This window comes from Streptococcus sp. HMSC10E12 (assembly GCF_001807855.1).
Lineage (GTDB): Bacteria > Bacillota > Bacilli > Lactobacillales > Streptococcaceae > Streptococcus > Streptococcus salivarius.
Genome location: NZ_KV791089.1, coordinates 1,188 through 22,643, shown reverse-complemented (window position 1 = coordinate 22,643; position 21,456 = coordinate 1,188). Strand labels below are relative to the sequence as shown.

General features: G+C 39.6%; 21 protein-coding genes. 4 read left to right on the top strand and 17 right to left on the bottom strand.

What is annotated here, in order from left to right; translation table 11 throughout:
* The 9 genes from HMPREF3112_RS11625 to queG all read right to left on the bottom strand — a co-directional run.
* A partial coding sequence (locus tag HMPREF3112_RS11625) for a GBS Bsp-like repeat-containing protein (RefSeq protein WP_256262659.1) occupies window positions 1-1,342 on the bottom strand: 1,342 nt, incomplete at its 3' end.
* A 157-nt stretch (window positions 1,343-1,499) separates the two neighbouring features.
* Window positions 1,500-2,057, bottom strand: a complete 558-nt coding sequence (gene lepB / locus HMPREF3112_RS04915; RefSeq protein ID WP_048675051.1) for a signal peptidase I — start codon at window positions 2,055-2,057, stop codon at window positions 1,500-1,502.
* Window positions 2,058-2,179: 122 nt separating this feature from the next.
* Complete coding sequence (locus HMPREF3112_RS04910) at window positions 2,180-3,409, bottom strand: tetratricopeptide repeat protein (RefSeq protein WP_048675054.1); 1,230 nt, start codon at window positions 3,407-3,409, stop codon at window positions 2,180-2,182.
* Window positions 3,399-4,577, bottom strand: coding sequence for an AI-2E family transporter (locus HMPREF3112_RS04905; protein ID WP_070438470.1), 1,179 nt, complete (start codon window positions 4,575-4,577; stop codon window positions 3,399-3,401). The genes HMPREF3112_RS04910 and HMPREF3112_RS04905 overlap by 11 nt, the downstream gene beginning before the upstream one ends.
* Before the next feature lie 9 nt (window positions 4,578-4,586).
* Window positions 4,587-5,069, bottom strand: a complete 483-nt coding sequence (locus tag HMPREF3112_RS04900) for an NUDIX hydrolase (RefSeq protein WP_070438468.1) — start codon at window positions 5,067-5,069, stop codon at window positions 4,587-4,589.
* Between the two features lie 154 nt (window positions 5,070-5,223).
* Window positions 5,224-6,153, bottom strand: a complete 930-nt coding sequence (gene ftsX / locus HMPREF3112_RS04895; protein ID WP_003092823.1) for a permease-like cell division protein FtsX — start codon at window positions 6,151-6,153, stop codon at window positions 5,224-5,226.
* Entirely contained in the window at window positions 6,146-6,838 is a 693-nt protein-coding gene (ftsE, locus tag HMPREF3112_RS04890; RefSeq protein ID WP_002885005.1) for a cell division ATP-binding protein FtsE, read from the bottom strand. The genes ftsX and ftsE overlap by 8 nt, the downstream gene beginning before the upstream one ends.
* Before the next feature lie 87 nt (window positions 6,839-6,925).
* Window positions 6,926-8,024, bottom strand: a protein-coding gene (gene prfB, locus HMPREF3112_RS04885) for a peptide chain release factor 2 (RefSeq protein ID WP_096833329.1) whose coding sequence is annotated in 2 segments (ribosomal slippage) — window positions 6,926-7,951 and window positions 7,953-8,024 — 1,098 coding nt in all. Because the reading frame shifts where the segments join, the coding sequence is not laid out codon by codon here.
* A gap of 52 nt (window positions 8,025-8,076) precedes the next feature.
* The gene (queG, locus tag HMPREF3112_RS04880) at window positions 8,077-9,195 is read right to left on the bottom strand and encodes a tRNA epoxyqueuosine(34) reductase QueG (protein WP_014633196.1); all 1,119 of its coding nucleotides are present in this window, start codon (window positions 9,193-9,195) and stop codon (window positions 8,077-8,079) included.
* A gap of 93 nt (window positions 9,196-9,288) precedes the next feature.
* Here queG and HMPREF3112_RS04875 point away from each other — a divergent pair, with 93 nt between their 5' ends.
* Window positions 9,289-10,146: a metallophosphoesterase gene (locus HMPREF3112_RS04875; RefSeq protein ID WP_070438466.1), complete on the top strand. Its 858-nt coding sequence runs from the start codon at window positions 9,289-9,291 to the stop codon at window positions 10,144-10,146.
* Between the two features lie 25 nt (window positions 10,147-10,171).
* Here the strand turns inward: HMPREF3112_RS04875 and HMPREF3112_RS04870 are convergent, their stop codons facing one another.
* From HMPREF3112_RS04870 to HMPREF3112_RS04855, 4 genes are all read right to left on the bottom strand, one after another.
* Window positions 10,172-10,918, bottom strand: coding sequence for an NADPH-dependent oxidoreductase (locus HMPREF3112_RS04870; RefSeq protein ID WP_070438463.1), 747 nt, complete (start codon window positions 10,916-10,918; stop codon window positions 10,172-10,174).
* 109 nt (window positions 10,919-11,027) lie between these two features.
* A complete protein-coding gene (locus tag HMPREF3112_RS04865; protein ID WP_038675897.1) occupies window positions 11,028-13,712 on the bottom strand; it encodes a cation-translocating P-type ATPase in 2,685 nt (894 codons plus the stop codon).
* Between the two features lie 254 nt (window positions 13,713-13,966).
* Entirely contained in the window at window positions 13,967-14,353 is a 387-nt protein-coding gene (locus tag HMPREF3112_RS04860) for a YwiB family protein (protein ID WP_049554312.1), read from the bottom strand.
* Window positions 14,354-14,436: 83 nt separating this feature from the next.
* Window positions 14,437-15,303: a GNAT family N-acetyltransferase gene (locus HMPREF3112_RS04855; protein ID WP_070438460.1), complete on the bottom strand. Its 867-nt coding sequence runs from the start codon at window positions 15,301-15,303 to the stop codon at window positions 14,437-14,439.
* A 177-nt stretch (window positions 15,304-15,480) separates the two neighbouring features.
* Here HMPREF3112_RS04855 and yidA point away from each other — a divergent pair, with 177 nt between their 5' ends.
* Window positions 15,481-16,290: a sugar-phosphatase gene (gene yidA / locus HMPREF3112_RS04850; protein WP_002890845.1), complete on the top strand. Its 810-nt coding sequence runs from the start codon at window positions 15,481-15,483 to the stop codon at window positions 16,288-16,290.
* Between the two features lies 1 nt (window position 16,291).
* Window positions 16,292-17,506, top strand: a complete 1,215-nt coding sequence (locus HMPREF3112_RS04845; RefSeq protein WP_048675073.1) for an aminoacyltransferase — start codon at window positions 16,292-16,294, stop codon at window positions 17,504-17,506.
* A gap of 51 nt (window positions 17,507-17,557) precedes the next feature.
* On the opposite strand, the gene HMPREF3112_RS04840 is transcribed toward HMPREF3112_RS04845, so the two are convergent.
* Genes HMPREF3112_RS04840 through yycF form a run of 4 tightly spaced genes read right to left on the bottom strand, consistent with a single transcriptional unit; the run spans window position 17,558 to window position 20,834 of the window.
* Entirely contained in the window at window positions 17,558-17,917 is a 360-nt protein-coding gene (locus tag HMPREF3112_RS04840) for a YbaN family protein (protein ID WP_037611660.1), read from the bottom strand.
* A gap of 58 nt (window positions 17,918-17,975) precedes the next feature.
* Window positions 17,976-18,788 carry an MBL fold metallo-hydrolase gene (locus HMPREF3112_RS04835; RefSeq protein ID WP_048675076.1) on the bottom strand — a complete coding sequence of 271 codons (813 nt, stop codon included), beginning with the start codon at window positions 18,786-18,788 and terminating at the stop codon, window positions 17,976-17,978.
* A 2-nt stretch (window positions 18,789-18,790) separates the two neighbouring features.
* The gene (vicK, locus tag HMPREF3112_RS04830) at window positions 18,791-20,134 is read right to left on the bottom strand and encodes a cell wall metabolism sensor histidine kinase VicK (protein ID WP_048675079.1); all 1,344 of its coding nucleotides are present in this window, start codon (window positions 20,132-20,134) and stop codon (window positions 18,791-18,793) included.
* Window positions 20,127-20,834, bottom strand: coding sequence for a response regulator YycF (gene yycF / locus HMPREF3112_RS04825; RefSeq protein WP_070438458.1), 708 nt, complete (start codon window positions 20,832-20,834; stop codon window positions 20,127-20,129). Before yycF ends, vicK begins: the two co-directional genes overlap by 8 nt.
* A 285-nt stretch (window positions 20,835-21,119) precedes the next feature.
* Between yycF and HMPREF3112_RS11620 the strand changes: the two genes are divergently transcribed.
* The coding region (locus HMPREF3112_RS11620) for an ATP-binding cassette domain-containing protein (protein WP_142350101.1) at window positions 21,120-21,456 on the top strand (337 nt) is incomplete at its 3' end.

Genomic DNA, 21,456 nt, shown 5'->3' with positions numbered 1-21,456 from the left:
GTTTTGTGGCATTATGCCAAACAAGATCATCCTGGCCATTTTGCTCAGACCAGACGGGGATAAGGACACCTGAAATACCACTTGGATTTGTCAGATTGGTGATAAGAACATCAAAGGTTCCACGATTTTTATCATTATTGGCAATAGTTAAGGTTCCTTGAGTCTTAGTAATATCAAGTGTCACTTGTTTGCCACCTAGGCCAATATATTTACCATCATTGTCAACCAGATAGACATGAGAATTATACAGACCACTATCACCCTTATGGTTGCTTGAACGAACGGTCACCTTATAGTCTCCATTAGCTTGCTTAGTTGCCTTGTACCAGATGATATCATCTTGACCGTTCTTTTCAGACCAGGTTGGAACTAAGACTTCTTTGAAGCCTCGTGGCGCAACCAAATTTGAGATAACAAGATCATAGCTACCAGTAGCATTGTTGAGACCAGTAATAGCAAGGTCGGCTTTGGGATTTTGGCTCTCTACTCCTTCATTTTCTAGGACGGAGTTGGTCGTATTGCTCACTGCATCCCATTCATAAAGTTTATAGGCTTCAATCAAACGGATAAGTTTTCCAGCGTAACTTGGATCTGTCGCATATCCTGCATTCTTCAGTTCCTGAGCCGCAACGCGATAATCTGTTTCATTCACAACTTTTCGGTAATTGTTTTTTCGCCACTCGGTACTCGTAAAAAATTTTGCATGGTCTACTACGCTATCATTCCATGAGGCATATTTTCGAAAAGCAGCATTGACTGTGATATAGTCACTATTAAGATATTCCTGGGTAGGCACAGTCACGATTTCTCCATTCCAGTCCTCTGAATATTTAATGCCAAAAAGATTATTATTCGGAGCCTTAGCAAGTTTAGAGCTCCCCCAACCACTTTCTAGGATAGCTTGTGCTGCCGTAATAGAGGGAAGGACTCCTTCCTTAGCTCCATCCATAGCTCCTTGCTTAATGGCACTAAGAAAATGACTTTGATTTTGATCAATTTCGCTAAGTTCATCTGCCTCTTGATAAGAGCTTGTGGTCACAGAACTATTGGTTAAGACAGCTATTTTTGAAGAATCTGCCAGACTTGTTTGCTCCTCCTCTAATACCTTTTCACTTTGTAGATTCATTTGACTCGTTGAATTATCGTGTACTCCTACTTCAGAATAACTCGCCTCGTGATTCTCTGTACTTTCTTTCAAAGTTGAAGATGTGTCAGTTGGTGATAACATTTCATCTGCTTTAGCCGAGTGACCAGACATGCCTAAAAATAAGATTGCTAGCATAACACCGCACAGTCCATAAGCTTTGCTTTTCTTAAATCCAAAATGAAATCCTAATTGCATCTTAATTTCCTTTTCTACTTACAATTTCTGCTAATTCATTTTAAGACGATGAAACTATCAGCATCATAAAGTCTTAAAATAAACCTTCACCAATTTATTCGCAAAAAAAGCTAGAAACTTGTCAAAAGTTCCTAGCTTTTTTAGTAGTATTGAAATATTAATCGACATCAACGAAACCAAAACGTGATAGAGGATACAATCTGAAAGAGATAACACCTTTAATTTGGTCTTTTTCAATGAGACCAAACTTACGACTATCATCTGTATTACGACGGTTATCGTTCAGTACAAGATATTGACCCTTTTCAATCTTAGTTTGTTTATTATCTGTCAATGTTGCAATGGAAAAATCATCAGTGAAGAAGTTTCCAGGTGAAACTGTCGCCAAATAAGCTGATTTATCCTTGCTAATATAGGCTTCGTCAACTGACTTATCATTGACATAAAGGAAATCATCCATAGCTGTCACGCTCTTGCCCTCATCAGCAATAACACGACCAATATATTCCTTGCCATTAACTGTATAAAGAATAAAATCTTTTTTCTGAGGCTCAACATTTTTATTGAAAGTAACATAATCACCAGCATGAATATAGTCATTCGCCTGACCTTCAGTCACACGGTGTGTTGAAAAGACAAAAGCTCTCAACAATAAAATCACTACAATGACAAGAACTGCTATGATAATATTTCGAATTAAATCTCTCTTAACCATACTTACTCCTTATGGGTTCTAATAAAATCATAACATAAATAGAGAAATAAAAAAAGAGGGAGTGAGCAAGCCCAATGTATCTCTCCCTCTCTTTAAACCAATGATTAAAGCCTTTCGCAAGCTTAATAATCCTCAAGAAATGTTTGCATATTGACATCATCTGGAACTAAGGCAAGGTATTTTTCTGCTGTTGCACGCGCCTGATCTCTGTAACCAAATTCCCTCTGGATATATGCATAATCATGGAGGAATTCAGGATTTTCAGATAAATCTGTAGCCAAATCTTGATAGATTTGAAAGGCTTCTTCTTCATCATCAAGTGCTTGGTAGGCCTTGGCAATGTTCCAACGAGCCAAAACAGAATCAACTTCGTAATCGGCTAAAGCTACTAGATCCTCGTAACGTTCTTCTTCTAAATAGAGAGTACTTAAACGTAGAACAATCTCATCTTGGTCCTCAGCGAGTGGTAAGCCTTGCTTCAGATAAGATTCAGCAGATTGAGTGTCATGCAACTCATAGGATAACTGTGATGCTAACAAAAGTAATTGAACATCAAAAGCATTTTTTGAAATCCCTTGTTGTGCCATACGTAATGCTTCTTCAGTTTTATGTTCTGCATGTAAGGACAAGGCGTAAAAATACTCATAACCCTCGAAGTCAGCAGACATGGTTTCTATCTGCTTAAAGTAAAAATTAGCTTTTTGATACTCTTCTTGATCATAGAGCAAAGTGGCTAACTCAAAAGCAATGGTATCATCGTATTCAATTTCAATAGCTTTTTCCAAAAATTCACGAGCAGCTTCAAACTTACCAAGACTGGCATAAGCCTTACCAATGCGTTCATAAGTAGAAACGCCAGTCATTGCCAGGAGGTCACGATTATCCAATTTAGCATAGTATTGAATAGCTTGTTCAAAATTTCCAAGTTCAAATTCCATCTCAGCCAAACCAAAAAAAATCAATGAGTCATCTGATAGTTGACTTGCCTCCAACAACTTATCACGTGCCACATCAGTTAAGCCCTCCATTTGATAGAGGTCTGCCTTTACAATTAAAGCAGACAAATAGTCGTCAGAGTCTTCAGGTATGGCATCCAAATAAAGAAAGGCCTCTTCAATATCGCCATCTTCGGCTGCAATTTGTGCTAGATTGACATTAACCTCTGGAAAATCAAAACGAACTTTTTCGTAAATTTCCTGTGCCTGTTGTAAGAAACCAATAGACTCTAGGTAGTGGCCCAACTCAACAAGAATCTCTGCAGGATCTTCTCGTAAAGCTTTTTTAAAATATTTGTCTGCGTGGTCTAAATCTTGGTTTCCAATAGAGGCAACCATTTTTTCACTATTTAACATCGTCTTTTTGTCCTTCATTTTCTAAATCATCTTGATAAAGATTACTTACAGAACGGTACCAATCAAAAATCTCTCTAACAACAACCTTGACAGAGGCATAGATTGGAATCCCCAATAAGACACCCCAAACACCGTAAAGAGAACCTGCTGTCAAGAGAATGAACATAATGGTAATCGGGTGAATACTTAGTTTATTTCCCAAAACAAGTGGAGAAACAAAACGCCCTTCAATAGTTTGCTCAATGACAAAAATGATGAGGACCTTGATCAGCATAGCAGGTCCTTGCACCAGCCCCATGATTACAACTGGTACCATAGCAAGAAAACTTCCTAGATAAGGAACCATGTTTAGAAAACCTGCCATAATACCAAAAGTCACACCATATCGAAGTCCTACAATCTTAAACATAATACAGAACATGATAGCAACGACAATAGCGACTGTAACCTGCCCTTGAACATAGCCTTCGAGCTGACTATTAATATCTGAAAGCATACGAACAGTTGTTTCACGAAAGCGAGTTGGTAAGGCTGAGACAAAGCTATGTTTCATCTTTTGGCTATCTCTTAAAAGGTAGAAGAGAATGAAAGGTGCCAAAATAATAGCTACTGTCACCCTTGCTACTGTGCTCGCAAAAGTTCCAACCCACGTCAAAGCAGATGAAGAAAAGTTCTCAGCATAGTTGACCATTCTCGCTGAAAAATCACTAAGCATGGACTCTAAATCTCCGTGGAAGTTAGAAAGAATAGGAAGATTAATCCAACGTTCCGTCTCACTATTGGCACGTGCAATATATGATGGTGCATTTCTTATTAAGATCAAAATTTGATTTTGTAAGCTAGGAATAGCTGTCGAAATTCCCCAGACCAAGAGCAAACCAAGGATAGCATAGATAACCAAGATAGACATGGTTCGGTTTAGTCCGGTTCTTTCTACAAGTAGTACCAAAGGTTTTATTAAATAATAAAGGAGCATGGAAATAACCAGTGGCAACATAATGATGGTCATAAACTGAATGACGGGTGAAAAAATAGGACTGATCTTTGTGAAAATCAAAACCGTCAAACCAATCAAAAGTAAGATGAAAAAGGCTACAACAGCCTGATTATTCAATATCCACTTAAAAAACCATGTTTCTGAAAAATGTTCTGTTTTTTTACGCTTCATAGTTCCTCCCTATTTATCATAAAAGGTTACAGTCTTGTCTACTAAGTTTTGGTTACGATCATAGACAAATTTTGCAGAGAAGAAAGGCTTATCTGCAAGAATCCACTTGAAGATCTCGTAGTCACCTTCCCAAGTTGGTTTAGATAAGACCTCATCATATGGTACCCATTCAAGCGTTCCTTCACGAGATTCCTCATCTGAGATGAGTTCTCCTTCAAAACCAGTTACCTTAAAGACATAGGTGTACCAATCATGACCGGGGGTAAATTCTGGAAAGGTAATCATCCCTTTAAAATCCATCTCAGTCACTGTAAAATGGGTTTCCTCGAGAATTTCACGACGAGCACATTCGTCAGGCGTTTCTCCCGCTTCTAGTTTTCCCCCAACAGAAATCCACTTTCCTTCATGAACATCATTAGGCTTTTTATTACGATGTAGGAGCAAAAGCTCCTTTCCATTGTCAATATAACAAATGGTAGCTAACTTTGTCATAATGCATCTCTTTTCCAATGTTTTTTAATATTATACCAAATATGGGTTTGGATTTGGGCTTTGAGCAGACGATTTTGAGATATAGTTGAAAATCTGCTTTTCTCAATCTTATGACAAACAAAAAGAGAACCAGATTGGTTCTCCTTTAATCTCTTCAGTATTTCAAATAACGGCGCATTGCCATACGTGACCCAATCGAACCGATAATGATACCGACTGCAAAGAGGGTTCCGATAACCGCATAGACAAACCACTCTGGATCATACATCGAAATACCACCTTTAACGAAATCAGGGTTCAAAGATGAGTAAACCATGTGATACAAAAGATAAATGAGTCCTGAAGGAATGATAGCACCAAGCGCACCAATCCAAGCACCCTCCATCAAGTAGGGACGACGAATATATGAATTCTTGGCACCTACCAAACGCATGATTTGAATTTCAGTCGCACGTGACATAATGGTAATTCGAATGGTATTCGAAATCAATAGGACAGCCACAATCGTTAAGAGAGCTGTAGCAATGATGCCCCAGAATTGAACACGTTTCATAGTAGACATCAGAATTTCAGTATCTGACCCACCAAAGTTAGCATTATCAACGCCCTGAATGGCTTTAGCTTCCTTAGCAACTCGACTGACATCATCTGGTGATTTCGTTTGAACGATGTAAACATCAGATAGTGGGTTAGCATCCCCAGTAGCTGTCTCGAAACTTGACCCCATTGTTTCAATGAGTTGTTTCTTTTGTTCTTCTTTGCTAGAGAAGGTAACCTTATCTACACCTTTGATCTTGGTTAAAGCATCATAAATCTTATGGTAGTCTTTATTAGCTACAATCTGTCCAGAAAGTTCCTTGACTGTTTTCGAGGCATCTGATGAATCTGGATCCAAGTAGACATTGACCTGAATATTCTTTTCAATATCTGAAGCCAATTTCTGTGTATTTAAGATAACAGAGCCAAAGACACCTAAAAGTGAAAGAACAATCATTACCGAAAATACTGCCGTAAGTGTCGACAACAAATTACGTTTGAGATTCTTAATCGATTCTCCTAAATGGCGGAAAAAGCGTCTAATCATGGTAACCGTACTCTCCTTCCTCTTCATCACGAACAATACGTCCTTCCTCAATCGCTACGACACGATGACGAAGGTTATTAACGATAGTTGAGTTATGGGTTGCCATTATAATGGTAGTCCCTTGTAAGTTAATACGTTCAAGGACCTGCATAATTTCCCAAGAAATTTCTGGGTCCAAGTTCCCTGTTGGTTCATCCGCAATCAACACTTTTGGATTATTTACAATAGCACGAGCAATAGCGACACGCTGTTGCTCACCACCAGACAATTGATTTGGAAACGAACGCATCTTGTGTTTAAGACCAACCAACTCAAGTACTTCTGCCACTCGTTTCTTGATATGACGAGGTTTCTCACCAATAACTTCCATGGCATAAGCAACATTTTCAAAAGCTGTTTTCTTTGGAAGGAGTTTATAATCCTGGAAAACAACTCCAATGGAACGTCTCAAGAGTGGAACGTCTTTCTTACGAAGTCGAGTTAAATCAAACTCTCCAACCTTCATAGAACCACTCGTTAATTTTTCTTCTTGGTAGAACAAGCGAATTAAACTTGATTTACCAGCACCAGAAGGGCCGACTAAGTAAACAAACTCCCCAGAGTTAACAGACAAATCAATGTGTCTAAGGGCTGTTGTTGACTTATCATACTTCTTAGTAACATCTTTTAATTCAATAAGAGCCATAATGTCAGTATTCAACTACTAAAGTAGCTGAACGCCTTCCTTTCATTGAGATAGAGTATTTTAATACTTAAAACAAGTATGTTATTACTATTCTTCCATGCGCCACTTGAGGTAGGCATCGATGAAGCCTTCAATATCTCCATCCATTACCTTATCAACCTGGGCAACTTCATAGCCTGTACGGTGATCTTTAACCATGGTATATGGCGTGAAAACGTATGAGCGAATTTGGCTTCCCCAAGTGATTTCTTTCTTATCACCTTTCAAAGCATTCACTTCTTCTGCTTTCTTTTCTTGCTCCATTTGATAGAGCTTAGCTTGAAGCATTTTCATCGCACGATCACGGTTCCCGTATTGTGTACGGTCAACTGTTGAAGCTACAACAATACCTGTTGGAATGTGGGTCAAACGCACACCTGTAGAAACCTTGTTGACGTTCTGACCACCAGCACCACCTGAGCGGAATGTATCCATCTTGATATCATCATCACGGATTTCAACTTCGATGGTATCATCCAATTCAGGCATAACTTCCACAGATGTAAATGAGGTATGACGACGTTTGGCAGAGTCAAATGGTGAAATACGAACCAAACGGTGGACACCCATTTCTGACTTGAGGAAACCATAAGCATTAGGTCCTTCAAAAGCAAGGGTTACAGATTTGATTCCAGCCTCATCACCCGCCTGATAATCCAAAGTCTCAACCTTGAACCCTTTGGCATTTCCATAACGTTGGTACATACGGAGCAACATATCAGCCCAGTCTTGAGCTTCTGTACCACCAGAGCCTGGGTGAATTTCCAGAATGGCATTGTTATGGTCATATGGTTCAGACAAGAGCAGTGTCATCTCGTAACTTGTCATAATCTTATCAAGTTTTTCGAGTGTTTCTTCGAGCTCTTCTTGAACACTATCATCTTCTTCCAACATTTCTAAATAAAGCTCTGTCTCGTCAGAGAGTTCTTGCATATTGTTGAAAGTTTCGTATTTCATTTTGAGCTCATTTAACTCTTGTGAAGTCTTTTGAGCTGCAATATTATCATTCCAAAAATCTGGCTCAGTCATTCGGTTTTCAAGAAGCGCAATGTCCTCTTCCAAACGATCTAAGTCAAAGAGACCTCCCGAAGCTCACGAGCTTCTCTTGATTTTCAGAGATTTTTTGGCGAATTTCTGCCACTTCCATGGATAGGTTTCCTCCATTTTATAGTATTATGCTTAATTTTAGCATAAATCACTTAAATTTGCCATTTTGCACACACAAGCTCCCACTCGGCTTGGGATTCTTCATCCTTAGGTGACAGTTCCCTCATATAGTCTAACATAGCCTCATCGGGCTTCTTAACAATCTCACCGAGAGCCCAAATGGCAGTCGCCGTGTGAATGGGATTATTATTCTTATCGATAATCTCCATCAGTTTGACAATAGCATTGCGGTCATGTAAGTTGGCCAAGGCAATAATGGCATTACGTTGAAGAATATTCTTCCCTCGCCATGAACCGGCAATCATACCAAATTTCTCCTTAAAGGACTTATTGGTCAGCTCTAAAAATGGAAGCAATTCAGGCATAGCAAGCTCAGGGTCAATGTCTGAAGCTAAGGGATTGTCAATACCTCTGTTATATGGACAGGAAATCTGACAAATATCACAACCATAGATAACAGTCTTTATCTTCTTTCGAAACTCCATATCCATCATGCCCTTATCCTGTGTTTGAAAGGATAGGCAACGACGGGCATTCATAGTCCCATCGCCAATGAGACAAGATGTCGGACAAGCATCCAGACAACGACGACAATCCCCACATCCATAGTCTACTTCATGATCAGGTTCTATTTCTAGATTAGTGATAAGCTCACCGAGATACATGTAGGAGCCGTATTCTTTTGAAATCACTAGTCCATTCTTTCCGATAAAGCCAATACCAGCTCGCTTGGCAACTGCTGTATCGACCAAGGCCCCAGTGTCCACCATACCTTTATATTCGAAGTTTTCCGTCAGTTTTTCAATACCTTCTGCCAGGCGTTTTAGTTTGTCCTGCAAAACATAGTGATAATCTAGCCCCCACGAATTTGGAGTGATTTTGCCCCGCTTAAATTCTGTTTTTTGGGGCTGTTGCGGCAACTTATGCGGATAGGCAACTGCAATGGAAATGATGGTTTTAGCTGATTCTAAGGTCAACTTAGGATAAATACGTTCTTCAATATTTTTATGTTCAAACCCTGTTGTCCGCCCTTCTTCGACACCAAGTCGAAGGGATTTTTCCAGATAGGCAAAATCATCGGCGGTTGTAAAACCAATTTTTGAAATGCCAATCTCCTTGGCCATCTTTTGTATTTCTAACTTGATATCCATATTCTTATCATAATGAAAATATAGTCCAAGGGCAAGTATTTTCCATCATCTTCATTTAGAGACAAGCCTTAACCTTTTTGTTACAATGTTCCTATGACAAGACTTGCAGTAATGAGTGATTTACATATTGATTTGAATCACTTTGAAACATATGAAATCGATACTCTAATAAAGTGCCTAAAAGATCAAGAAGTTAGTCATCTCCATATCGCTGGTGATATTTCTAACCATTATTATATCGACACGAAACCTTTCCTACGAAAACTGTCCAAGGCGGTCAAGGTTACCTATAATTTAGGCAATCATGATATGCTTGATTTAGATGATGAGATTATTGATAATCTTGATTTTCAGGTGATTGATTTAGGAAGTAAGACCTTATTGGCTTTTCATGGGTGGTATGATTATTCCTATTCTGATGAAAAATTGGATAAAATTCTTAAACGTAAGAAACAACTCTGGTTCGACCGACGACTTAAACGATTGGGTACAGATCCCGAAATCTGTCAAACTAGTCTCCAGAAGCTAGATAATATCTTAAGTGAATTAGACACGAATAACCTTATAGTTGCCATGCATTTTGTTCCTCATAGTCGTTTCACCATGACGCACGAACGTTTTAAACCTTTTAACGCTTATTTGGGATCTGAACACTTCCATCAGATTTTCGTCAAACATGGCGTTAAAGATGTTGTTTTTGGTCATGCCCACCGCAGTTATGGGACGGTAACTATTGACGGTGTAACCTATCACTCGCGTCCTCTTGGATACCGACGAGAATGGGACTTAACCATTGACTTTGTTTCCAATCACCCTGAACTCAATCCTACTGGAACATGGAATCTCTCTAAACGGTACAACCTAGTCAAGAAACGACAAGAGTTTTTAGAGTATGAAAAAAAGGAACTGGCAAATGAGTTCCTTTCATCCATGACACTATTTGATTTATAGAACGACTCTTAGGGGAGTCGTTTTTTTAGTCAATGAAAAATCCCTGCTTTTGAAGATCCTTCAAGGTATTAGCACGGTTAGCAACTGATTTATCCATGGTCTTAGCAATCTGAGTCGTAAATTCATCAACCCGATTATTTAAATCGCGAAGGTCATAATACTCATGGACTTCAGCGTCGTAATCTTTTAGCTCCTCCAAGGGATTTTCCAAATCCTGATAATAATTTTCCATATGAATGACGTGACGTGGCAAACGAGGTTTAAGCTGTGGTTCCTGATCTGGCCAACCAACTGCTAAGCCCACTGCAGGATAGACATACTTAGGCAGTTTGAGAAGCTCTGAAAGTTTGGCATTATCATTCAAGATACTCCCCAAATAAACTGTTCCCATACCTAAACTCTCAGCAGCTACTACCACATTTTGAGCAGCAATCATTGCATCTGAAAAGGCCGAGATAAAGCGTTCGGGACTACCTTGCACCAAGGCTTCAGCACCCTTTGCCTCTACAATCAAAGTATTACGTCTTTGGTCTACAACAAATACAAAAAGATGACCAGCATTTGGAATATAAGGCTGATTCGCAATTTCAGCAATTTCTTCCTTCAATTTTTGATCAGTAATACTGATAATCGAATAGGATTGTCTAAAATTACTAGTTGCCGTATGTCTGGCGACATCAACCAGAAGGTCAACTTCTTCCTGTGTCAAAGCTAGAGGTTTAAATTGACGGATGCTGCGGTGATTGAGTTGTGTCTTAATGGTCTCGTTCATGGCCTTCTCCTTAACTTGTGATCATTTCTCTTCAATTATAAACAAGACTTCTCCTGAATTCAAGATGTGATAAGAAAAAGCCAGAGACCATTATCTCTGACTTTATGTTTTAAATAGCGTCTTTATCCTTACCAAGGGCACGTTGAATAGCTTTGACTAATTCAACCAATACCACAATCAAGAAGGAACCTACAATAACCGCAAGCCATTGTGTCAGACTAAGGTGTGACACATGGAAAAGGTTATTAAATCCAGGAACTACGATAGTTGCCATCAAAAGAACGAAGGCCACTGGAATTGCCCAGTTGAAAGTCTTGTTCCTAAAGAGACCAACTTTAAAGACTGATTGATAAACAGATTTAACGTTAAAGGCATGGAGCAACTGGATTAATCCAAGTGTGGCAAAGGCCATTGTAAGGGCATCCGCATGAATTTCTGCTTGTGTATGATGCTCTGGAAAGGCAAGACCCCAACCATATACTGCAAGAACAAGGATAGTTTGGAAAACACCTTGATACATAATCGCTCCGAAGACACCACCATCAAAGAAGTTTGATTGGCGACCACGAGGTTTGTGAGCCATAATACCTGGTTCAGCTGGCTCAACCCCAAGTGCGATAGCTGGAAGTGTATCAGTGACTAAGTTGATCCAGAGAAGGTGTACCGGTTGAAGCACATCCCAACCAAACAGTGTGGCAAAGAAGATAATGAAGACTTCTGCCATGTTGGCTGACAAGAGGTATTGGATTGATTTTTGAATATTTGAGAAGACCTTACGTCCTTCTTCTACGGCAACGATAATTGTCGCAAAGTTATCATCGGCAAGAACCATATCTGAAGCTCCCTTAGAAACCTCTGTACCTGTGATTCCCATACCAATACCGATATCAGCTGTCTTAAGTGAAGGCGCATCATTAACCCCATCACCTGTCATGGCAACAACCTTGCCATCATTTTGCCAAGCCTTAACGATACGAACCTTGTGTTCAGGAGATACACGCGCATAGACAGAGTACTGTTTGAAGACTTTTTGGAATTCTTCATCAGAAAGCTCATTAAGCTCAGCGCCAGTAAAGACATGATCTTCCGTATCATTTGGATCAATGATACCAAGACGCTTAGCGATTGCTTCTGCTGTATCTTGGTGGTCCCCAGTAATCATGATTGGACGAATCCCCGCTTCTTTAGCGACACGGACAGCCTCTGCTGCTTCTGGACGTTCTGGGTCAATCATACCTACCAAACCTGAGAAAATCAAATCAGACTCAACAACTGCAGATTCCAAGGTAGGAATGTCATTCGTTGTCTTATAAGCCATCATCAAGACACGAAGGGCTTGTTTTGCCAAGTCCTTATTAGTCGCAAGGATAGCTTGTTTGTCTTCATCCGTGATAGGACGGACCTCACCATTGATTTCAATACGAGTCACACGTTTGAGCAATTGGTCAGGCGCACCTTTAACGGCTACAAAGTATGTACCATCCGCTTCTTTGTGGATAGTAGACATGAGCTTACGGTCAGAGTCAAATGGCAATTCTGCCACACGAGGCTCCGATTTCAAGACGTCACGCACATCAAAATTGTGGTCCAAACCAAATTGAACAAGGGCTGTTTCAGTAGGATCCCCGATTAGTTTACCGTCTGGGTCTACCTTAGTATCATTGGCAAAGTTCATAATACGAAGGGTCGTATTATCAGCACCAAGTTCTGTATCAGCACTTTGCAATTGACCGTTTGTATAGACCTTCTCAACGGTCATCTGGTTCATGGTCAAGGTACCAGTCTTATCTGAAGCGATAATTTCAGTCGAACCAAGCGTTTCAACTGCTGGCAATTTACGAACAATCGAATTACGTTTGGCAAGAGTTGTTGTACCTAATGACAAAAGAATGGTTACAATAGCAGGTAAACCTTCAGGAATGGCTGCAACGGCAAGAGCAACAGCAACCATCAAACCTTCAAGAGGCTGTTCGCCACGAATGAAGACACTAACCAAGAATGTTACCAAAGCAATAGCGACAATAAGATAGGTTAAAGTCTTAGATAGTTGCTCCAAACTTTGCTTCAACGGTGTTTGGGATTCGTCCGCATTGGCTAGCATATCCGCAATCTTACCAACCTCAGTATACATACCTGTATTGGTCACAACACCTGCACCACGACCGTACGTTACATTCGAGTTTTGATAAGCCATATTCACACGGTCACCGATACCTGCCTCTGCTTCAACCGCCTCGGTAACGTCTTTTTCAACCGGAACGGATTCACCTGTAAGGGCAGCTTCTTCAATCTTAAGTGAGGCTGCTTCGAGCAAACGCATGTCCGCAGGAACGACATCACCTGCTTCAAGCAAGACGATATCTCCTGGAACTAATTCGCGTGCATCAATTTCAACGACATGGCCATCACGGCGCACACGAGCCATAGGGCTAGACATGTTTTTGAGGGCTTCAATAGCCGCTTCTGCTTGTCCTTCTTGATAAACACCAAAGGCTGCATTCAAAACAACAACGGCTAAAATAATGCAGGCATCAGTCAAACCATGCATACCTTCTGTAATAACAGAAAGAGCCGCAGCAACAAGTAGGATGATAATCATCAAATCTTTAAACTGGTCGATGAATTTTGACAAGAGGCTGCGTTTTTCACCTTCATCCAACTCGTTATAGCCGTAGGCATCTAAACGTTCCTTGGCTTGTGCAGTAGACAAACCGTCAACAGAAGTGTCCAAGCTTTTTAGGACTTCTTCCTCTCCTTGTGTGTAAAACAAGGCTTTACTTTGTTCTTTAGACAAAATAATCTCCTCCTTCTATATAGGGAAAAATGGCTAACAAGACTCTTTTTATATACAAAAAGAGACTTGTTTCATTAAAAACAAGTCTCGCTGTTTAAGAATATGCCGGAAATATAAAATTTCGTAATGACGACATATTCGCAACTACTAATCAAATTTCATGATTAAAGTTGCCTGCTACTCCCTTATTTGTATTTTACATTTTATCATAAATTATTATTAATTCAAGCAAAATGATTCTATTTTTTCAAAAATTAAAACCAAGAAACTTCTAATTCATAATCAGCAAAAACGTCTTCTGTTTCTGGATGTTTCAATTGATAATGAATATCAACTGTCTGTCCATTCGGGTCATGAGCAAATAAACTAGTGTCTGTCAGAAAATGTTGGGTACCAAGAGGGGTCGGAATGTGGACCAAGGCAGGTACTTTGGCAGAAAAACGCATGATGGATTTAGGATTAGAAAATCGTGTCATCACTAGCTCATCCTGATTCAACTTAATAACCACTTTTTCTTTCTCCGAATTATGGTGAACAAGATAGGTATAATCCCCTTTTTCCATAACCTCACAAGCGTGGATTTCTTCGATAATTTCCGTTTGATCCCCTACTTTAATTTTATTTTTTATTTTTATTTCCATTGATTACTCCTTTCTGTTATAAAACTACTTTTTTACTTAAGACGATAGCAACTCTAACCTCAAAAAGAGTTTCAACATTGCGTTTACCCTTTCTGCTTCAAGTAAACCACCTGGGTTTGTTTGACAAAGCCAATCTTTTCATATAAGCGTTTGGCGCCTACATTGCTATCTTCCACTGCAATTTGGAAGGACTTGTCATTTTGCGCAATAAGTTGGTTGACGACTGATTTTGCCAGATAGCTTCCATAGCCTTGGCCACGATAGGCTTCTGCTACGGCAAGTCCATAGAGATAGTTGTTATTCCCAGATAAATCGACCGTACAAACTCCAATCACTTGACCTTCTTTGAGTAGGATGTAAAGTAGGCCATCAGAGTCCTTCAATGCCTCTGTAATGTATCTGCGACTTACTTCGAGTGTTTGCTCTGCATCAGAAAAGGCTTGGTGGTGGAGATGGGCAATTGCATCTAGGTAAGAAGGTTCAGCTAAGAGCACCTTGACATCTGAACAGGAATCCAGAGCATATGGTGTTCTGTCTCTCCCTAGCCAGGTTTCCGTCTCTTCATCTTCAACCAAATCCCAATGACTTGCCAAATCAGGATGATGATCGAGAAAAACACGCTCCGTCTGAAAGGTCACTGAGCGAATAGGGTAAGATGCCATTTCTTTTTCAAAGCTTCTATACATCGCATGGGCAATACCCTCGCGACGATGACTAGGGTCCACTAGGATGCTCACTTCAATGTCTTCATCATCCGCATAAACCGTTAATAAGCCAAGCAACTCTCCCTCTTGACAATAGAGGAAAAAGGCCGGCATATTGGAATCAAAATTAAGCATATTGGAGAGATAAGGTTCTCGAAAGGTTTGATCATGGGCTTGGCAGCTAGCAATCAATGCTTTTGCTGACTTCCGTTCTTGCTCCGTCAATTGGTTGGTTGCTCGAATCACTTTATCTCTCCTTTATTTGTCTGACCTTATTTTACCAATTAAAAAGCATTTGGGCAATTCTTACCTAATCTACTTCTTTAAAGAGACAATAATACTTTTCTCAGGAAGAACTATGACAAAGCGCCTAAATTTTAGTAAAATAGAAGGGAAACTAACTAAACGAAACAGGTAATTATTATGTCTATTAAACTTATTGCTGTTGATATTGATGGAACGCTTTTAAATAGCCAACGTCAAGTTACACCGGAAGTCTTTCAAGCAATCCAAGATGCTAAAGCTGCTGGTGTAAAGGTTGTTATCGCGACTGGTCGCCCTATTCCAGGAGTTCTTCCACTTCTTGAAGAGCTTAACCTCAACCAAGACGGAGATTATGTTATCACATTCAATGGTGGGCTTGTCCAAGAAACTTCTACTGGTAATGAATTAATTCGTGAGACACTCTCATACGAAGACTACCTTGATATTGAGGTTTTGGCTAACAAGCTTGGTGTTCATTCTCACGCCATTACTAAAGATGGTATCTACACAAGTAATCGCAATATTGGCCGCTACACGGTTCATGAGTCTACACTTGTTCATATGCCGATTTACTATCGTACACCTGAAGAGGTAGCTGACAAGGAATTTGTTAAGGCCATGTATATCGATGAGCCTGAAATTCTTGATGCAGCCATTGCCAAACTTCCACAGGAATTTTATGACCGCTTTACCATTGTAAAATCAACACCATTTTATCTAGAAATTCTCAAGAAAACAGCCAACAAAGGGATTGCTGTAACCCATCTTGCTGAGAAACTCGGTCTTTCTAAAGAAGAAACAATGGCTATCGGTGATGAAGAAAATGACCGTGCTATGCTTGAAGTCGTTGGCTCTCCTGTTGTTATGGAAAATGGTAATCCAGAAATGAAGAAAATTGCGAAACACATCACAAAATCAAATGATGAATCTGGTGTCGCTTACGCTATTAGAAAGTGGGTTCTAGAATAATATGTATACCTATAAAACTGGACTCAGTACTTCTGAGCATGACCGCTTTGTTATAGATAGTCCTCAAACGAATTTATTACAGAGTAGTTCATGGGCTAAAATCAAGGATAGTTGGGGAAATGACCGCCTAGGTTTCTATCAAGATGGTAATCTCGTTGCTGTCGCTAGTGTCCTTATTCAGCCACTCCCTCTTGGCTTTTCTATGATTTATATCCCTCGTGGACCTATTATGGACTATCAAGATAAAGAGTTGCTCGCCTTTGTTATGGCTTCGCTTAAAAAATATGCCAAAACAAAGCGTGCCCTCTTTGTGAAATTTGACCCAAGTCTCTTTGTGACAAAAAACTTGATCTCACAAGAAGCTGAAATCCGTGAAGAGACTATGGCAATTGCCAAGTCCATCCAAGCTCTTGGCGTTGAATGGACTGGCCTCACTGAAGATATGGCTGAAAATATTCAACCACGCTTCCAGGCTAATATCCATAAGGAAGATTTCACTGAGGAACAACTCTCTAAGAGTACCAAGCAGGCTGTTCGTACTGCTCGAAATAAGGGGATTTCAGTCCAATTTGGTGGCACTGAGCTTCTTGAACAATTCGCATCTTTGATGAAGAAGACTGAGGCCCGTAAGAACATCCACCTTCGTGGCATTGATTATTATGAAAAGTTGTTGACTACCTACCCAGAATCTTCTTACATTACACTCTCAACTCTTGATTTACCAGCTCGTCTCAAAGACCTCAATAAGCAACTCGAAAAGAACATTGCTGATGCAGCCAAGTTCACTGAAAAAACTAAACCAGGAAAAATCGAGAACAATAAGCAAGAGCACAAAAGACTTAAAGAAGAAATTGACTTTCTTCAAGAAAAGGTTGATGCTGGGAATAAAACGGTCCCACTTTCAGGTACACTTGTTCTTGAATTTGGCAAGACGTCTGAGAATATCTATGCAGGAATGGATGAAGATTACCGCCGTTATCAACCGGCTATCCTGACATGGTATGAAACAGCTAATCACGCTTTTGAGCGTGGTGCTGAGTGGCAAAACATGGGAGGAATTGAAAATTCACTAGATGGTGGCTTGTATAATTTCAAGTCCAAATTTAACCCACGTATTGAACAATTCATTGGAGAATTCAACCTTCCAGTTAGCCCTCTTTACGGACTAGCCAATTTTGCCTATAAACTCCGTAAGAAATTACGTAGCAAACATTAATAAAATATAAAATGAGACTCCATCTTGGAAGTCTCATTTTTTGATGATAGCTTAGTCTTTATCAGGAATAACCTTAAAGAGATAATAAGTGATGAAGACCGTCAGGCAAAAGAGTCCGATTTTCACCCATAGTATAGGGGCAAAAAAGATTGAAATTGCCATCAAAACATAGATTTGGATGATAATCTTTTTCTTTCGTTCTTTGGCAATTGATTTGGTTTCTCGAAAATCGGCTACATAACTTTGATACAGCTTAGTATGATATAACCATTTCTCAAAACGTTTGGAACTTCTAGCAAAGCAAGCAATGGCTAAAAGTAGAAAAGGTGTTGTGGGTAAGATAGGGAGGGGAATCCCAAGAATTCCCAAACCGAGCGAGACAAACCCTAACGAGAGATAAATTACTTTCATAAATACATTCCTTTTAAAAAGCTGCACTAAACGTATTAGTGCAGCTCTTCTGCTATTTTTAAATGTCTGTCAGTGGAGTCGCTGTGTCTGGTGAGGTATCATAAACTTTAAAGTCAGTTCCAACACCAAAGTCAGCACGTGCCAACTGATTTTCCATCGTCATGTGGGCCAACTCCTTGATATTATTTTCTTTGGAAAGGTGACCCAAGTAGATCTTTTTAGTTTTATTACCGATGGTGCGAATCATAGCATCCGCTCCATCTTCATTACACAAGTGACCTTGATCAGAGAGGATACGTTGCTTGGTTGACCAAGGATATGAACCTGCTCTAAGGATTTCAACATCATGATTGGACTCAATCAGATAGCCGTCGGCATTCTCAATAATACCTGCCATACGATCAGAAACATAACCCGTATCCGTCAACATAACGAAACTCTTTCCATCTTTCATAAAGCGATAGAACTGTGGATCAATAGCATCGTGACTAACTCCAAAAGACTCAATATCAATGTCTCCAAAGGTCAGAAGCTTATCACGAGAAAAAACATGTTTCTGGCTATTATCAATCTTACCAAGCATATTTTTACTATCCATAATTTGCCAGGTTTTCTCATTTGCGTAGATATCCATGCCATATTTACGAGCTAAAACGCCTACACCATGGATGTGATCCTTGTGTTCATGCGTTACTAAGATTGCATCCAAATCACTCGGTTCACGATCAATCTCAGCTAGCAAACTTGTGATTTTCTTACCAGACAAACCAGCATCTACAAGAATCTTCTTCTCTGGAGTTTCCAAGTAAAAGGAATTACCAGTTGACCCTGAAGCCAAAATACTATATTTAAACCCTAAATCTGAGGTCATTTCTACTCCATCTCCCATTCATCAACCATCATGGCATCCTTGTCATATGGAAGCACAATTGTAAAAATTGAACCCTTACCATACTCACTCTTAGCCCAAATAAAGCCCTTATGTTGTTTAATAATTTCTTTTGCAATGGACAAGCCTAGACCAGTTCCACCTTGGGCACGACTTCTGGCCTTATCAACACGGTAAAAACGGTCGAAAATCAAAGGCAAATCTTTCTTAGGAATACCCAAACCTTGGTCAGAAATAGAAACAATCAACTGTGAGTCAGTTGTCTTCATAGACACTGTAATCTCACCACCATCAGGCGAATACTTGATGGCATTGTTAAGAATATTATCCACGACCTGGGTCATCTTATCTGTATCAATCTCTACCCAAATTGAGTTTACTGGGTAATCTCGAATGATTTCGTAAGTTTTACCTGTATTGGTTTCTTGACTTTTAATCTGATCAAAACGATTCAATATATAGGTCATGAAGGCCGTGAAATTGGTCATCTCAACGTCAAGTTGGGTACTCTTATTGTCAATACGAGACAGTGCCAAGAGGTCAGAAATCATTCGCATCATACGATTGGTCTCATCCAAAGAAACTTTGATAAAGTTAGGAGCAATCTCTTCGTCGAGAGCACCATCATCAAGTGCCTCCAGATAGGATTTTACAGAAGTCAAAGGTGTACGCAACTCATGACTAACGTTTGAGACGAAGAGTCGACGTTCACGCTCTTCTTTTTCTTGCTCAGTAGCATCGTGAAGAACGGCAACCAGACCTGAGATAAAACCTGATTCTTTACGAATAAGGGCAAAATTAACACGTAGGGTCACAAACTCATCATTGGCATCTCGACGTGACAAATGAATTTCAGGAGTCTTAGACAGCAATTCACTATAAGTATAGGGATTTTCGCCATCTAATAAATCTAAAATGGACATCTGTGTCGCTGTTTCAAAATCTAGATTCAACAAACGCTGAGCTGTGCTATTAATCATGGTAATTTGACCACGACGATTTGTCGCAATAACCCCATCACTCATGTAAGAAAGAACTGATGATAAGCGGTTTTTTTCCTGGGCTAGATTTTCATGCGTCAGACGAAAGACATCCGATAAATCATTCAAGCTGTCAGCTAGCTCTAAAAGCTCTGGATCACCCTTTAAGCGTAACTCCTCGTTATAGTTACCTGCCATTAAGGACTTGACCCTCTTGGTCAACTTTCGAATATTTTTGACTCGTCGATAATCACGATATGCAAGAAAAATAAAGTAGAAAGCCACAAAGAGGAGCGTAAAGAGTAAGGCTAGTTCAAAGCTTGTGATGTTTAAGCCAATACTAGTCATAATTCTTCATATAATAACCAACACCACGTCGAGTCAAAATATATTCAGGACGACTAGGTGTATCTTCAATTTTTTCACGGAGACGACGAATGGTTACGTCAACCGTACGAACATCACCAAAATAGTCATAGCCCCAAACAGTTTCAAGCAAATGCTCACGCGTCATCACTTGTCCCATATGAGTTGCCAAATGGAAAAGCAACTCAAATTCACGGTGTGTGAGCTCAACTTCATTTCCACGTTTTTTAGCAACAAACGCATCTGGAACAATAATCAACTCACCAATTGAAATCTCCTGCTTGCCAGAGTTAGAGCTTTCTTCTGCTGCTGTTTCAATAGTCTCTGTACGACGCAGGTGAGCTTTGATACGTGCCAACAATTCACGATTAGAAAATGGTTTCGTCACATAGTCGTCTGCCCCAATTTCTAGTCCGATAACCTTATCAAACTCGCTATCCTTAGCGGAGAGCATGATAATTGGTGTATGACTTGTCTTTCGAATTTCCTTAGCAACTTCTAAGCCATCTAGTTCAGGCAACATCAAGTCCAGGATGACCAAGTCTGGTTTTTCAGCTTCAAACTGCTCTAAAGCTTCACGACCATCAAAAGTCGTAACAACTTCATAACCCTCTTTAGTCAGATTAAACTTGATGATATCCGAGATTGGTCTTTCATCATCAACTACTAGAATTTTTTTCATATAAACACCTCATCGGTTTTCTTAAGTCATTCAATTTTGTAAAGTAGAAAACTTTACGTATCAAACATATTATACCAAAAAATAGGTTAAGGACCAAGTTTCTACTATAGATATTGAGCTGATATACAAGCTTTTCTTGTTTTTTAAGATAGCTTTGCTATGTGTAATCGGTTAAAAGACAAACATTATGATTGAATTTTCAAACATTTTTGACATTTTACTATATCTATAGTAAAATACACTCTTGTTGTTACATATATTAATGTAAAATTTTAGGAGGCACTTATGGCACTTATCGAATTTAAAAATGTCAATAAATATTACGGAGATTATCATGCACTTCGTGACATCAATCTAGAAATTGAAAAAGGACAAGTTGTGGTTCTCTTGGGACCTTCTGGGTCTGGGAAATCCACTCTCATCCGTACTATCAACGCCTTGGAATCCATCGATAACGGTACGCTTATCGTTAACGGACATAATGTTACGGAAGCTTCTGCCAAAGACTTGGTAGAATTGCGTAAAGAAGCGGGGATGGTATTCCAACACTTTAACCTCTACCCTCACAAAACCGTTCTTGAAAATGTTACCTTGGCACCTATCAAGGTTCTTGGAATCAGTA

Excerpts from the sequence above, each read along its gene's own strand:
- lepB (WP_048675051.1), bottom strand. The coding sequence starts at position 2,057 with ATGGTTAAGAGAGATTTAATTCGAAATATTATCATAGCAGTTCTTGTC.
- HMPREF3112_RS04910 (WP_048675054.1), bottom strand. The coding sequence starts at position 3,409 with ATGTTAAATAGTGAAAAAATGGTTGCCTCTATTGGAAACCAAGATTTA.
- HMPREF3112_RS04905 (WP_070438470.1), bottom strand. The coding sequence starts at position 4,577 with ATGAAGCGTAAAAAAACAGAACATTTTTCAGAAACATGGTTTTTTAAG.
- HMPREF3112_RS04900 (WP_070438468.1), bottom strand. The coding sequence starts at position 5,069 with ATGACAAAGTTAGCTACCATTTGTTATATTGACAATGGAAAGGAGCTT.
- ftsX (WP_003092823.1), bottom strand. The coding sequence starts at position 6,153 with ATGATTAGACGCTTTTTCCGCCATTTAGGAGAATCGATTAAGAATCTC.
- ftsE (WP_002885005.1), bottom strand. The coding sequence starts at position 6,838 with ATGGCTCTTATTGAATTAAAAGATGTTACTAAGAAGTATGATAAGTCA.
- queG (WP_014633196.1), bottom strand. The coding sequence starts at position 9,195 with ATGGATATCAAGTTAGAAATACAAAAGATGGCCAAGGAGATTGGCATT.
- HMPREF3112_RS04875 (WP_070438466.1), top strand. The coding sequence starts at position 9,289 with ATGACAAGACTTGCAGTAATGAGTGATTTACATATTGATTTGAATCAC.
- HMPREF3112_RS04870 (WP_070438463.1), bottom strand. The coding sequence starts at position 10,918 with ATGAACGAGACCATTAAGACACAACTCAATCACCGCAGCATCCGTCAA.
- HMPREF3112_RS04860 (WP_049554312.1), bottom strand. The coding sequence starts at position 14,353 with ATGGAAATAAAAATAAAAAATAAAATTAAAGTAGGGGATCAAACGGAA.
- yidA (WP_002890845.1), top strand. The coding sequence starts at position 15,481 with ATGTCTATTAAACTTATTGCTGTTGATATTGATGGAACGCTTTTAAAT.
- HMPREF3112_RS04845 (WP_048675073.1), top strand. The coding sequence starts at position 16,292 with ATGTATACCTATAAAACTGGACTCAGTACTTCTGAGCATGACCGCTTT.
- HMPREF3112_RS04840 (WP_037611660.1), bottom strand. The coding sequence starts at position 17,917 with ATGAAAGTAATTTATCTCTCGTTAGGGTTTGTCTCGCTCGGTTTGGGA.
- HMPREF3112_RS04835 (WP_048675076.1), bottom strand. The coding sequence starts at position 18,788 with ATGACCTCAGATTTAGGGTTTAAATATAGTATTTTGGCTTCAGGGTCA.
- vicK (WP_048675079.1), bottom strand. The coding sequence starts at position 20,134 with ATGACTAGTATTGGCTTAAACATCACAAGCTTTGAACTAGCCTTACTC.
- yycF (WP_070438458.1), bottom strand. The coding sequence starts at position 20,834 with ATGAAAAAAATTCTAGTAGTTGATGATGAAAGACCAATCTCGGATATC.